Source organism: Rhodococcus sp. UYP9 (assembly GCF_040547235.1).
Taxonomy (GTDB): Bacteria; Actinomycetota; Actinomycetes; order Mycobacteriales; family Mycobacteriaceae; genus Rhodococcoides.
The window spans coordinates 358,019-371,535 of record NZ_JBEPPH010000003.1; the positions used below are offsets into that span (position 1 = coordinate 358,019).

Here is a 13,517-nt window from a genome sequence, read left to right on the forward strand (position 1 = left end):
ACCGGTGCGCAATCGGTTTTCTTCCGGCCGGAGCGGAGCCTGCGCAGTGACCAGGATTGGCCGGAGCGGAGCCTGCGGAGTGACCAGGGTAAGTGAATAGAGCAAATCTATTCTCTGACGTAGAGGCGCAGCGTGATGTAGGCGGTCACGGCTGCCATTCCGATACCGACGAGGGCCAGGAACGGCGACACCAGCAGCACGTCGCTGTTGGAGATGCGCGCGAGAATGTTGGCTTCGTAGACGTCGGCGAGTACGTCGTCTATGAAGATGTTCTTGGCGCCGAAGAGTCCTGCGATTGCGAGTGCCGATCCGATGATCGCGGCGACGACGGCCTCGAGCAGGAACGGTAACTGCGTGTACCACCGTGTTGCGCCGACCAGTCGCATGATCCCGACCTCGGTACGCCTGGTGAACGCGGCAATCTGAACCATGTTGGCAATCAAGAGAACTGCGGCGATCGCCTGAACGATGGCGATAGCGAAGGCGGCGTTACGTACCCCGTTCAACACACTGAAGAGCCGCTCGACCAGGTCGCGTTGGTTGAGCACGCTCTGTACTCCTGGACGGTCGGCAAAGTTGTCGTTGATGACGCCGAACCGTTCGGGGTCGCTCAACTTCACTTTGAACGACGCCGGGAAGCTGTCCGGGCTGACCAACTGTGCCAACTCGGGTTGGTCCTTGAAGACTCGCTCGGTCGCGTCCTTGACCGCGTCATCCCGGTTCAGGTATTCGACGGATACGACTGAGGGGGTCGACTCCAGGTCGCTACGAAGCGCCGCGCATGTTTCTTGCGCGCATTCTGGGTCGGTCGCGGATATGTCGTCGGTGAGGAATATCTGCACCTCGACGCGATCGAGAAAGATCTGTTGCGTTTTTCCTGCCATCTGCACGACCAGCAGTCCGCCTCCGAAGAGGCCGAGCGAGATTGCGGTCGTGAGAATCATGGCGATGGTCATGGTGATGTTGCGGCGAAGTCCGGTCAGAACCTCACTGAAAATGAAACTTGCGCGCATCGCGGAATCCGGGCCCTTCGGTGTGTGCGGTCGAGAAGGTCATGTCAGCCGGGGTGCCGGCGGGAGTGGAGCCTGCGGAACGACCCGAGGTCCGGGAGTGGAGCCTGCGGAACGACCCGGGGAGGCTATCTGCCCACGCCGTAGACCCCGCGCGCCTCGTCTCGCACAACTCGGCCGTTGTCCAGTTCGACGACGCGTCGTCGCATCGAGTCGACGATGTGATTGTCATGGGTGGCCATGAGGACTGTCGTGCCGGTCCGGTTGATCCGCTCGAGCAACATCATGATGTCTTGGCTGGTGTCGGGATCGAGGTTTCCGGTCGGCTCGTCGGCCAGCAGAACCAGAGGTCGGTTGACGAATGCGCGTGCGATCGCGACGCGTTGTTGTTCGCCGCCGGACAGTTCGGAGGGCAAACGATCGGACTTACCACCGAGTCCGACCAATTCGAGTACCTCGGGCACTGTCCGCTTGATCATCGAGCGCGGCTTGCCGATGACTTCCAGGGCGAAGGCGACGTTCTCGACGACGGTTTTCTGCTGCAGCAGCCGGAAGTCCTGGAAGACGCAACCCATGCTCTGCCGCAACCGTGGAACCCGCCGTGACGCGAGCCGATTGACGTGAAAGTCCGCTACGTGGATGTCCCCTGAAGTCGGGCTCTCTTCCTTCAAGAGCAGACGCATGAACGTCGACTTGCCCGAACCCGATGGTCCGATGAGAAAGACGAACTCGCCCTTGTCCACGGAAACGGTCACGTTGTCCAGTGCAGGCCTGGTCGACGTCTTGTACGACTTGGACACATTCGTGGTGCTGATCACGGCTCGCAGTGTAGTCCTTACCGGCGGGTAGCCGACCGAAGCGAGGACCGCGATTCGAAAGTCAGGGGGTGCTCGAAGGGGCTGAGGGGGCGGGCGCCTGCGGATACAGCGATCGCAGTTGTGGAGGAACGGTTATACCAGGCAAATAGGTCGGAGCCTGCGAGGTCGCACTACCCGATTCTCCGGTCGACGACCCTGGCTCCCCGGGTTCCCGTTGCTGCCCTTGCTGCCCTGTCTCCCCCGGTGTGCTGCTCGAGTCCGACGGGTCCTGCGATGTCGTGGAGTCGGCGCTCGACGATGGTGGGACGCTGGTCGACGGAGTCGAGGATTCGGGAACATCGCTCGGAAGACGGTTCTGGTATTGACCGGTGTCGATCGGAGTCGGGCCGTTCACCGCACCTTCCGGCTCAGGCCGTACCTGACCGTAGAGCAAAGCGGTCAGCACGAAACAGATTCCGAGCGCCACCGTCGACGTCCGCGCGCGCCCGAAGAGACGCGACGGAATCTTCCAGTGGCGAGTCGGCCGATCGGCGTCGGTGTTCTCTTCGGTCACCTGTCTGCCCCCCGATCACGTTGGGCAGAGTCGGTTGCGACTCCGGCGGTCGAGATGTCCGGGGCCACACTGATTCCTTCTGGCTGCAACGCGGCGGCCACTCGGACACGCAGTTCGCGTCCGACCTGAAATTGTTTGCCCGGCAACGTTCTCGCCACCAGGCGCACATGCACCAGATCGACCTCGATGCTCTCCACCCCCATCACTGTGGGCTCGTCGAGCAAAAGTTTCCTCAGTCTGGCGTCGGCGAAGGCAGCGTGCCCGACGCGTCGCAGAATTTCGTTGACGTGCGTGAGGTCGGCAGTGGACGGAATCGGGACGTCGACCACCGCACGTGCCCAGTCTTTCGACAGGTTGATCGCTTTGACGATCTGCCCGTTCGGGACGGTGATCACTTCACCGTCCACGCTACGAACCCGAGTGACACGCAGCGTGACGTCCTCGACGGTCCCTTCGGCGTCTTCCGCCGAGCCGAGGACGGCGATCTGTACGACGTCACCGAACCCGTACTGCCGTTCGGTGATGATGAAGAACCCGGCGAGAATGTCCTGCACCACGCGCTGCGCGCCGAAGCCGAGGGCTGCACCCAGGACGGTTGCGGGTGCGACGAGCGAGGTGACGGCGAATCCGAACCGTCGGAGAACTTCGATGGTGACGAGTATGTAGACGATGGTGACGGCAACCCAGGTGATCACTTGAGCGAGCGCGTGCCGGTGCTTGGCTGCCTCGGATCGGACCAGCGCGTCGCTGTGCTGGTAGTTCGAGTCGATCCGCGTAGTGATTCTCGATCCGGTCCAGCTGATCAATCTGGCCACCAGCATGCCGCCGAGCACGTAGAGCACGATCTCCAGACCTCGGCCACTGAGCCATAGTGCAAGATCTGGCGGCACTCCGAACGATAGAGCGCTCACGGTCGTGGCGGACATCATGTCGATTTACTCCCCCCGCATACGCCAGCGAATTCCGGCCTCCAGGAAGCCGTCGATGTCGCCGTCGAGCACGGTGGAGGGGTTGTTCACCTCGTATTCGGTACGCAGATCCTTGACCATCTGATATGGATGCAGGACGTAGGACCTCATCTGGTTGCCCCACGAGCTTCCACCGTCGCCCTTGAGCGCATCCATCTCGGCCCGCTCTTCTTTGCGCTTGACCTCGAGGAGTTTGGCCTGCAACACGCGCATCGCGGACACCTTGTTCTGCAGCTGCGACTTTTCGTTCTGACACGTCACGACGATGCCGGTCGGAATGTGTGTCAGTCGGACGGCGGAGTCGGTGGTGTTGACGGACTGACCACCCGGACCGCTGGATCGGTAGACGTCGACACGGATGTCGTTCTCGGGAATCTCGATGTGGTCGGTGGTCTCGACTACCGGCAGGACCTCTACCTCGGCGAAGGAAGTTTGACGTCGTCCCTGGTTGTCGAACGGGCTGATCCGAACCAGCCGGTGCGTTCCCTGCTCGACCGAGAGCGTGCCGTACGTGTACGGGGCCTTGATTGCGAACGTCGCACTCTTGATTCCCGCTTCTTCGGCGTACGACGTGTCGTAGACCTCGACACCGTATCCATGCTTTTCGGCCCATCGTATGTACATGCGCATGAGCATCTCGGCCCAATCGGCCGCGTCGATTCCGCCGGCACCGGAACGAATGTTGACGAGCGCGTCACGCTCGTCGTATTCACCGGACAGTAGCGTCCGAACTTCGGCGGCAGCAATGTCTTCTCGCAACGCGGCGCGCTCGGCGTCGGCATCCGCTGTTGCAGTCACCTCGGCCTCACCTTCTTCGCCCTCTGCCAGTTCGTACAGAACCGGGAGGTCGTCGAGCCGTTGTCGCAGTGCCTCCGCACGACGCAGTTCCGCCTGTGCGTGCGAGAGCGCACTGGTCACCTGCTGAGCGTGGTCCTGGTCGTTCCACAGGTCCGGCGACACAGCTTGATGCTCCAACTCGTTGATCCGTCTGCGCAGCTCCTCGATGTCGAGGACAGACTCGATCGTGGTGAGGGTGATGTCGAGTTCGGCTAGGTCTGCGGAAACGTCAGGATGCACGAGAGCCAAGGTTACCGGCACCGTCGACGGCGTGGAGACCGCCGCCCGGTCCGGGCCGTGCGGCACCTGGACTCGGCATCGCGGAACTCGACCCCGATCATGCCCCCAGCAGGCTCGCAACAGAGTCGAGGACTTCGTTTCCGCGACGCCGCTCTGACTGCATCGCCATGTCCGCCACGACTCCGGACTCTACGGAGGCATCGACTGACGAGGTGACGGCGACTGCGTCGACACCTCTAGTCTTGTCCGCGTGACCGACTACGCTGCCGACCTCCGACTCGCGCTTGCTTTGGCCGACGACGCCGACTCCATTACGCGGAATCGATTTCTCGCCCTGGACCTCGAGGTCGACGACAAACCGGACCTGACCCCGGTCAGCGACGCGGATCTGGCCGTCGAACATCAACTCAGGGCGGTTCTTACCGAGCAACGCCCCGATGATGCGGTGCTAGGTGAGGAATTCGGCGGTGATGTGGCGCTGAATGGACGACAGTGGGTGATCGACCCCATCGACGGCACCAAGAACTTCGTTCGCGGCGTGCCGATCTGGGCAACACTCGTCTCACTGCTGGTCGACGGCGTCCCCGTCGTCGGCGTCATCAGCGCGCCGGCACTGAACCGGAGGTGGTGGGCCTCGGAGTCCGCAGGGGCATTCACGGCCTTCGACAACGGTTCGCCCCGGCGACTCGGTGTTTCGGCGGTGCGGGAATTGTCCTCGGCCAGTTTGAGCTTCGCCAGCCTGTCGGGCTGGTTGGAGCGTGGGGTACGCGAGGAGTTCATCTCGTTGACCGACGATGTGTGGCGCGTGCGTGGCTACGGCGACTTCTTCTCCTATTGCCTGGTGGCCGAGGGTGCTCTGGATATTGCCGCCGAGCCGGAGGTCTCGTTGTGGGACTTGGCACCGCTGGACATTCTCGTCCGCGAAGCCGGAGGCAGGTTTTCCTCGGTCGACGGCCGACCCGGCCCCCACGGCGGCAGTGCCATCGCGACCAACGGACTTCTGCAGGACGAGGTGGTTCGCCGTCTGAGCTGAGACACGGAGGGTGACAGGTGCTGCGGTGATCGGAGTCCGCCGCACGGGCGTTGACATGCGACGACACCCAACAACTTACTCAAAAGTAGACAGCTATCTTACCCGGGAGTAAGATAGTGCAGGTCCGAGCCCGACACCGAGAAACAGCTGGTGATCATGAGCAAGCAAGACAGTGTGATCGAAACGAAGCGCAAAGCGCCTCGCGACACTTCCGCGGTTGGCCTCAATCCGTTCAAACGAGATGCCATCGGCACCGCCATGCGTGTGCTCACGGCAATCACCGGATCCGGGTTGGCAGAGAAGTACAACTTCCGCCAAACCATCGACCGCGTCACTTACGAGAGCACCAAGACCGGGTTCAAGACCCTGGGTGCCGCGACTCGCACGTTCGCGAAAGCGACCGGCAACGAGAAGCCGAAGCGCCTCGAGGACTCAGCTACCAAGAACCTCGGATACTTCGATCTGGTTCCAGACGACGAGCAACGCATGATCGTCGAGACGGTCAAGGAATTCGCCGAGGAAATTCTGCGGCCGGCAGCATTCGATTCGGATGCCTCCGCATCGTCTCCGGAGGACCTCGTTCGCAGGTCCGCAGAACTAGGCATCACGTTGATCAACGTGCCGGAGGAACTCGACGGCGCAGCCTCCGAGCGCGGTGCCGTGACCAACTCTCTGGTTGCCGAAGCACTGGCACACGGAGACATGGGCCTGGCACTACCCATTCTCGCGCCCAGCGGTGTTGCGGTTGCACTCACTCAGTGGGGCACCGACGTCCAGCAGAAAACCTATCTTCCCGCATTCGTCGGGGACAAGGTGCCCAATGCAGCCGTCGTCGTCAACGAGCCTCGCGCCCTGTTCGACCCATTTGCATTGGCCACCAAGGCAGTTCGCTCGCCCAGCGGCTTCAAGCTCAACGGCGTCAAAAGCCTCGTTCCCGCGGCAGCAAGTTCCGAATTGTTCATCGTCGCCGCCGAATTGGAGGGCCGTCCGGCTTTCTTCATCGTCGAGTCCGATTCCAAAGGCCTTGTCGTCGAAGCTGATCCGAGCATGGGCCTGCGGGCCGCAGGCCTCGGACGGTTGATCTTGACCGACGTTGCCCTCCCTGAATCCGCACTACTCGGCGACGGTGACTCGGACCAGCATGCGCTCGACTACGCGGACGCCATCAGCCTGGCTCGCCTCGGATGGTCCTCCCTCGCAGTCGGTACCAGCCAAGCCGTTCTCGACTACGTCATCCCATATGTCAACGAGCGTGAGGCTTTCGGTGAGCCCATCAGCAATCGCCAGGCCGTCGCCTTCATGGTCGCCAACATTGCCATCGAGTTGGACGGCATGCGGTTGGTCACCCTTCGTGGTTCGTCGCGTGCAGAGCAGGGACTGTCGTTCGCCCGCGAAGCCGCCCTTGCTCGTCGTCTCGCGTCGGAAAAGGGTATGCAAATCGGTTCGGACGGAGTTCAACTCCTCGGCGGGCACGGCTTTACCAAGGAGCACCCGGTAGAACGCTGGTACCGCGATCTTCGCGCCATCGGCACTGCCGAAGGCATCGTCCTCATCTGATTCGCACCCACCTTGATGGAAATGACCCAAGGACACACACGATGATCAATCTCGAACTACCCAAAAAACTTCGGGCACAGGCGAATCAAGCGCACCAGGTGGCGGCCGAGATCTTCCGTCCGATCTCGCGCAAGTACGACCTCGCCGAGCACGAATACCCGGTCGAACTCGACACCATGGCGTCCATGGTCGAAGGAATGTCCGACGCAGGCAACGATATCGGTGGCGCAGCCGGTGGACGGCAAAAGGACAGCGAGTCCTCGCCGAAGCCCAGCAAGACCGCCAATGCCAACGGCGGAAACATGTCCGCACTGATCAATGTCATCGAGACCTGCTGGGGCGACGTCGGATTGACGTTGTCCATCCCCTATCAGGGACTCGGCAACTCGGCGATCGCAGCAGTATCCACCGACGAACAACTCGAACGGTTCGGCAAGGTGTGGGCCTCCATGGCCATCACCGAGCCGAGCTTCGGATCCGACTCGGCAGCCGTGACCACAACTGCAGTGCTCGACGGCGACGAGTGGGTTCTCAACGGCGAGAAGATCTACGTGACCGCTGGCGAGCGTTCGACCCACATCGTTGTATGGGCGACCGTGGACAAGTCGAAGGGACGCGCAGCGATCAAATCGTTCGTCGTACCGCGCGATGCGCCAGGACTGAGTGTTGCGCGCCTCGAACACAAGCTCGGAATCAAAGCTTCCGACACAGCAGCGCTTCTCTTCGAAAACTGTCGGATTCCGAAGGACAATCTCCTCGGAAACCCGGAAGTGGATGTGGACAAGGGGTTCGCGGGCGTCATGCAGACGTTCGACAACACGCGCCCACTGGTAGCCGGGATGGCGATCGGTGTAGCCAGGGCGGCTCTGGAAGAACTGCGGTCGATTCTGGCCGACGCCGGTGTCGATATTTCGTACACAGCTCCGGCATACAACCAACATGCCGCCGCAGCCGAGTTCTTGCGACTCGAAGCAGACTGGGAGGCATCCTATCTCCTGGCACTTCGGGCAGCATGGATGGCCGACAACAAGCAGCCGAACTCACTCCAAGCTTCGATGGCCAAAGCCAAAGCCGGCCGTTCGGCCACCGATATCACGCTCAAAGCCGTCGAGCTGGCCGGGACATCCGGGTACTCGGAACGACTTCTCCTGGAAAAGTGGAGCCGAGACTCGAAGATCCTCGACATCTTCGAAGGAACGCAGCAGATTCAGCAACTGATCGTCGCCCGTCGCGTACTGGGAAAGACGTCGGCAACGTTGAAGTAGTCGTTCCAGACAGCATCTCTCCGAAGAACCCGTGGTCGACTCGAATCGACCACGGGTTCTTTGCGTCTCTGCAGAAGTATCGTCTAGATGTGTGGCGGGAATATTTTTCTGTCGCCGTGTCGAAAACGCGGAGCGCCGTTCGTCGTCACCATGTAAGACAACGAACGTGCCGAACGAGGCACCGCTTATTCAAGGAGACGAACCATGAAGTACATGCTGCTGATCAACGCGCCGAGCGCCGATTTCGACAACGGCTGTTCGGTGGAGGACTGGATACAGTTCGGCAAGGAAATGCAGGATGCAGGCGTGTGGGTCACCGGCCACGCTCTCGCAGACCTCACGACGGCGACAACAGTGCAGGTCGACTCGTCCGGGCAGCGCAGCATCACGGACGGACCGTTCGCGGAAACGCGAGAGGTCCTGGGCGGTTTCGAGATCATCGATGTGCCGGATCTGGACGCCGCCCTCGAGTGGGCCGAACGGTGCCCAGGTTCTCGCGGAGGCGGTTCCGTGGTCGTACGACCGATCGCCGACTTCTGAAAGCTAGCTTGATGAGCCGCAGACCGGCACTGTCACTCGAAGCAGTGTTCCGCGAAGAATACGGGCAACTTCTGGCAACGCTCATGGGACGATTCGGCGATCTGGATTTGGCCGAAGACGCTACCTCCGATGCGATGGAGGCTGCTTTGAGTCGGTGGCCGGTCGATGGCGTCCCCTCGAAACCCGGCGCTTGGCTACTGACCACAGCCCGGCGCCGGGCGGTGGACAGACTTCGACGCGATCAGGCCTATGCCGCCAAACTCGCCTTACTTCAAGTTGAGCAAGATCGCACATTTCTGTCACCGAACCCCGAATCCGCCGACGGCGGTATGCCCGACGAACGTCTTCAACTCTTCTTCACATGTGCGCATCCCGCGCTGGCACCGGATGATCGGATTGCGATCACATTGCGCTGCCTGGTTGGAATGACGACGACGGAAGTCGCTCGGGCCTTCTTGATTCCTTCGTCGACGGCCGGACAGCGAATCTCCAGGGCCAAGAACAAGATCCGGGTCGCACGAATTCCCTTCCGCGTCCCGGATCGACATGAAATGGCGCAACGGTTGCCGGGAGTTCTGCAGGTTGTGTATTCGATCTTCACCGAGGGTTATTCAGCGTCGTCCGGTGAAAACCTGCTCCGCACAGATCTGGCCGAAGAAGCGATACGGCTCGGCCGAATTCTGCATGGCCTGCTTCCGGCCGAGCGTGAAGTTACCGGGCTGCTCTCGCTCATGCTTTGCACTCACGCCCGGCGTTCGGCACGCGCCGGAAAAGACGGCGAGATCGTGATGCTCGAAGAGCAGGACCGTCGGTTATGGGACCGCGAAATGATCGACGAAGGGTGCGCCTTGGTGATACTCGCTCTCACCGGCGGCTCCCCCGGACCGTACGGCGTTCAAGCAGCCATTGCGGCCCTGCACGACGAAGCCACCGACGCCGAGAGCACGGATTGGCCTCAGATCGCCGAATTGTATGGCGTGCTGGAGACGATCACGCCGTCGCCGATCGTCTCTCTCAACAAGGCGGCGGCTATCGCAATGTCCGATGGTCCCAGCGCCGGCCTCGAAGTGATGGAAGCGTTGTCCACCGAGCCCCTGCTACAGAACTACTATCCATATCCTGCCGCCCGAGCGGATCTCCTCGCACGGCTCGAACGCTGGTCGGAAGCTGCTCGATGGTTCGAATGCGCACTCGGCCTTGCCGGCTCCGAACCCGAGAAAAGGTATGTACAGCGCAGACTGGCCGCGTGCTATCGCAACGCACCGCCGACTCCGAAAGACACCCCTGAATTCTGACGCTTGTCCGCGTCTGCAGATCGAACACCAGTGCGACTGCTGGATCGTCACTTTACCCTCGGAGTGAACTGAATCACACTATGATCGAGGCCGCAGGGTGCTGGTCCACGGTCTTCGACCCGCCTGCAAGCGAAGCAGTTTCGGCACGACGCACGATCTCGAGGGGATGATCATGTCGGTGAAGCAAAGCATGGTTCGACACCGCACGCTGTCACACATTATCGAAGGAGCCGGTGCAGTACGCGTCATGAATCGAGCGGGACTCATTCCGTTTCCGCGATTGGATCGAGGAATCGCATCGATCCGTGCAGTAGGTAAGTACGGACCGTTCGCCGGTCCGGTCCACGCACACGCCACGGCGGGCGTCACCACAACCGCTCTCGTCGACGAGTTGGGGTCGATGTCGTACATCGACCTCGAGCAGCAGTCCAACGCGCTCGTCCGAGGCTGGATGAATGCAGGCGTCGGAGCGGGATCCGTCATGGGCGTCATGGCTCGCAATCACCGGGGGTTGGTGCTCACGATGCTGGCCGCCGCGAAGGGAGGCATCCGGCTCGTCATGATGAACACCGGTTTCGCTCCCCCGCAATTGGCCGACGTCGCAGTCCGCGAGCAGGTCGGCACCTTTGTGTACGACGAGGAGTTCGCCCCTGTCGCGGCCGTTCTCGCACCCGAGGTGAAAACTTTTCTAAGCTGGTCCGGCTCGTCGAATCCCACAATCGCCACCCTGGCCGACGTCGCGAAAGGGCAAGCCACCTCATCTGTGCCTGCACCGACGACGCAGGGAGGTTTCGTTCTACTGACAAGTGGCACGACCGGAACACCGAAAGGCGCTCCCCGAAATCACACGTCGCCGCTCGCGTCGGCGCAGTTCCTGGATCGGGTTCCACTGCGCCGCGGACAGACGATGGTGATGGCAGCTCCTGCCTTTCACGGAACCGGCGTCTCACAATTCGCGTTGGCTCTGGCGCTGTGCAACACCGTGGTGATGCATCGAAAATTCGATCCAGAAAACACCCTCGCACTGGTCGCCCGTCATTCCGCGGACTCCCTGGTATTGGTTCCGACGATGCTGCAACGGATCGTCGACCTCCCGCCAGCTGTACTCGCAAAGTACGACACCTCTTCTCTACGAATAGTTTTCGCAGCAGGATCGGCAATATCACCCGACTTGAGCCGTCGTACGACCGAGGCATTCGGACACGTTCTGCACAATCTCTATGGGTCCACCGAGGTCGCAGTTGCCACCGTCGCAACACCCGAGGATCTGGCTGTGGCACCCGGCACCGCGGGTCGGCCCCCGGTTACGTGCCATGTCGAATTGTTCGACAACGACGGACTACGCGTAACCGACGTCGGAGCAGTCGGCCGAATCTTCGTCTCGAGCGGACTGAGCTTTTCCGGCTATACCGATGGACGTGACAAGGAGCGGATCGACGGAATGCTGTCGACCGGCGACGTGGGCCACTTCGATGAGAACGGTCTGCTGTTCGTCGACGGACGCGACGACGACATGATCGTCTCGGGTGGTGAGAACGTCTACCCACTGGAAGTGGAGAACTTGCTCGCCGAACGTCCAGATGTCGTCGAAGCCGCCGTGATCGGAGTCGCTGATCCAGATTTCGGACATCGCCTCAAGGCCTTCATCGTCCCAAAGGACGACTCGACGCGCAATGCAGACGAGATTGTGAGCTACGTGAAGTCGAACCTGGCTCGGTACAAGGTTCCACGCGAAATCGTGTTCCTCGACGAGTTACCCAGAAACGCTACCGGCAAGATCCTGCGGCGCGCGCTGGCAGAGCATGCCGGCCCGGTTACCGACGTGAACGATCTACGGACCGAGAAGACCTGGTAACAGATCGACTTTATGCCCAACCGAAATGCCGAACGGACCGAGAATAGCCAGAAACAACAAAAGCCGGTACCCAAGACTGGTACCGGCTTTTGTTCTTAGTAGCGGGGACAGGATTTGAACCTGCGACCTCTGGGTTATGAGCCCAGCGAGCTACCGAGCTGCTCCACCCCGCGATGCAGTAGCTAAGTTACCGGAACATCTGGAACTAAAGCAAATCGCTGCTACCGATGAACCGAGACCTACGCTCTCGGCTCGACGAGAAAACCGGACGTGCGGTCCCTTCATGCCAGTCATCCGACACGTCGAGTCCGAAACTTGCCGGACACGCCGATTCAGTAGACCAATACGGTGCCCTGAGTCACTCGAACTACGTGATGTATAGCACATAACGAGCACGTAACGATGTGGATACGAAATGGTCCCGACCGCCCCCCAGCAGCGGAAACGCCGTGATCCGTCCCAACAGGTGGACGGTCGTGCAGGAAATTCTTAGTGTGACGTCACGAAAATCCTCGACTACCTTCGCTCTCGGTCCTAAAACACAGGGCCAGTACCACCCCCGCCGCTAGCGTCGCTCTGCCCCGCGGGGGATGGATCCCCGAATACGAACGGGGGCAGAGCCGCAACATGTGCGAGTTACTCGAACACAGAGCCTCGTACACGGTGCCTTGGACACTCACCACTCGCAAAGTCCAGTACGGCCGGTTGCGTCAGCATGCGCGGAGAGGATTTACCCCACATGTCCAATGGAACTAATTTCGGCAAGCGTGCACTCGGATGGGCGACCGTCACCGGCGCCGTCGTTGCAATCCCCCTCGGCCTCTCGATGGGCACCGCGAACGCTGCAGAGCACAACTGGGACGGTGTCGCGCAGTGCGAGAGCGGCGGCAACTGGAACACCAACACCGGTAACGGCTACTACGGTGGGCTGCAGTTCTCGCAGAGCACCTGGACGGCCAACGGTGGAAGCGGATCACCCCAGAGCGCATCCAAGGCCGAGCAGATCCGCGTAGCGGAGAACACCCTGCAAAGCCAGGGACCCGGAGCATGGCCGGTCTGTGGTCAGAACTTGACCACCGGCGTCTCGGCTCCGGCACCCGTCGCCGAGGTCGAGCCTGCACCAGTAGCGCCCGTCCAGGAGGCACCAGCAGCACCGGCCGAGTACATCGCCCCGGTCGAGCCCGTCGTCACACCGGAACTTCCCGTTGCGCCGCAGTACCAGGCGACCGCAGACCAGTACGTCGATCAGGCCACCACCGTTGCACAGCAGGGCTTCGATACTGCGTCGAAGCTCGCCGAACAGTACGGAGTCAGTGCACAGTTCCAGCAGCTCGTTGCAGCCAACTCGCCGATCTTCAGCGCGATCGGCCGGTAGTCGATCGCGCGTTCGGCATGGCTGATTCGTCAGCGCTGATCGACGCGACATAGCTTCGCACCAACGCGAACGGCGCTGTCACTCATATGAGTGACGGCGCCGTTCGCGTTGGTTTTCGTCTTCAGATCTCTGTCACCGATGTAGCTGTTACCGGTCGTGCCCTCACCCTGT

The 13,517-nt window shown here is 61.3% G+C and carries 12 protein-coding genes and 1 tRNA gene; 7 read left to right on the forward strand and 6 right to left on the reverse strand.

The annotated features are described in order from the left end of the window. Positions 1 to 107: 107 nt before the first annotated feature. The 5 genes from ftsX to prfB all read right to left on the reverse strand — a co-directional run bounded on the left by ftsX (position 108) and on the right by prfB (position 4,426). Entirely contained in the window at positions 108 to 1,013 is a 906-nt protein-coding gene (gene ftsX / locus ABIB36_RS11410) for a permease-like cell division protein FtsX (protein WP_084346911.1), read from the reverse strand. Positions 1,014 to 1,138: 125 nt separating this feature from the next. Continuing rightward, on the reverse strand, positions 1,139 to 1,828 hold the full coding sequence (gene ftsE, locus ABIB36_RS11415) for a cell division ATP-binding protein FtsE (RefSeq protein WP_084346910.1): 690 nt from the start codon (positions 1,826 to 1,828) through the stop codon (positions 1,139 to 1,141). Between the two features lie 61 nt (positions 1,829 to 1,889). Then, a complete protein-coding gene (locus ABIB36_RS11420; protein WP_354559414.1) occupies positions 1,890 to 2,381 on the reverse strand; it encodes an Rv3103c transmembrane domain-containing protein in 492 nt (163 codons plus the stop codon). Further along, on the reverse strand, positions 2,378 to 3,307 hold the full coding sequence (locus ABIB36_RS11425; RefSeq protein WP_084346961.1) for a mechanosensitive ion channel family protein: 930 nt from the start codon (positions 3,305 to 3,307) through the stop codon (positions 2,378 to 2,380). The genes ABIB36_RS11420 and ABIB36_RS11425 overlap by 4 nt, the downstream gene beginning before the upstream one ends. Positions 3,308 to 3,316: 9 nt before the next feature. Beyond that, entirely contained in the window at positions 3,317 to 4,426 is a 1,110-nt protein-coding gene (gene prfB, locus ABIB36_RS11430; protein ID WP_354559413.1) for a peptide chain release factor 2, read from the reverse strand. A gap of 250 nt (positions 4,427 to 4,676) precedes the next feature. Between prfB and ABIB36_RS11435 the strand changes: the two genes are divergently transcribed. From ABIB36_RS11435 to ABIB36_RS11460, 6 genes are all read left to right on the forward strand, one after another. Then, the gene (locus ABIB36_RS11435) at positions 4,677 to 5,459 is read left to right on the forward strand and encodes an inositol monophosphatase family protein (protein ID WP_354559412.1); all 783 of its coding nucleotides are present in this window, start codon (positions 4,677 to 4,679) and stop codon (positions 5,457 to 5,459) included. Between the two features lie 150 nt (positions 5,460 to 5,609). Further along, positions 5,610 to 7,016, forward strand: coding sequence for an acyl-CoA dehydrogenase family protein (locus ABIB36_RS11440; RefSeq protein WP_354559411.1), 1,407 nt, complete (start codon positions 5,610 to 5,612; stop codon positions 7,014 to 7,016). 41 nt (positions 7,017 to 7,057) lie between these two features. Continuing rightward, the gene (locus ABIB36_RS11445) at positions 7,058 to 8,281 is read left to right on the forward strand and encodes an acyl-CoA dehydrogenase family protein (protein WP_084346906.1); all 1,224 of its coding nucleotides are present in this window, start codon (positions 7,058 to 7,060) and stop codon (positions 8,279 to 8,281) included. A 204-nt stretch (positions 8,282 to 8,485) separates the two neighbouring features. Continuing rightward, complete coding sequence (locus ABIB36_RS11450) at positions 8,486 to 8,821, forward strand: YciI family protein (protein WP_084346905.1); 336 nt, start codon at positions 8,486 to 8,488, stop codon at positions 8,819 to 8,821. Between the two features lie 11 nt (positions 8,822 to 8,832). Beyond that, positions 8,833 to 10,116, forward strand: a complete 1,284-nt coding sequence (locus ABIB36_RS11455) for an RNA polymerase sigma factor (protein ID WP_354559410.1) — start codon at positions 8,833 to 8,835, stop codon at positions 10,114 to 10,116. 172 nt (positions 10,117 to 10,288) lie between these two features. Continuing rightward, complete coding sequence (locus tag ABIB36_RS11460) at positions 10,289 to 11,971, forward strand: acyl-CoA synthetase (RefSeq protein ID WP_502944877.1); 1,683 nt, start codon at positions 10,289 to 10,291, stop codon at positions 11,969 to 11,971. 99 nt (positions 11,972 to 12,070) lie between these two features. Here the strand turns inward: ABIB36_RS11460 and ABIB36_RS11465 are convergent. Beyond that, positions 12,071 to 12,144, reverse strand: a tRNA-Met gene (locus ABIB36_RS11465). Positions 12,145 to 12,710: 566 nt separating this feature from the next. Here ABIB36_RS11465 and ABIB36_RS11470 point away from each other — a divergent pair. Next, a complete protein-coding gene (locus tag ABIB36_RS11470; RefSeq protein WP_084346903.1) occupies positions 12,711 to 13,346 on the forward strand; it encodes a transglycosylase family protein in 636 nt (211 codons plus the stop codon). The last annotated feature ends 171 nt before the right edge of the window (positions 13,347 to 13,517 follow it).

Coding starts and splice junctions, on each gene's coding strand:
- ftsX (WP_084346911.1), bottom strand. CDS start 1,013: ATGCGCGCAAGTTTCATTTTCAGTGAGGTTCTGACCGGACTTCGCCGC.
- ABIB36_RS11425 (WP_084346961.1), bottom strand. CDS start 3,307: ATGTCCGCCACGACCGTGAGCGCTCTATCGTTCGGAGTGCCGCCAGAT.
- ABIB36_RS11445 (WP_084346906.1), top strand. CDS start 7,058: ATGATCAATCTCGAACTACCCAAAAAACTTCGGGCACAGGCGAATCAA.
- ABIB36_RS11450 (WP_084346905.1), top strand. CDS start 8,486: ATGAAGTACATGCTGCTGATCAACGCGCCGAGCGCCGATTTCGACAAC.
- ABIB36_RS11455 (WP_354559410.1), top strand. CDS start 8,833: ATGAGCCGCAGACCGGCACTGTCACTCGAAGCAGTGTTCCGCGAAGAA.
- ABIB36_RS11460 (WP_502944877.1), top strand. CDS start 10,289: ATGTCGGTGAAGCAAAGCATGGTTCGACACCGCACGCTGTCACACATT.
- ABIB36_RS11470 (WP_084346903.1), top strand. CDS start 12,711: ATGTCCAATGGAACTAATTTCGGCAAGCGTGCACTCGGATGGGCGACC.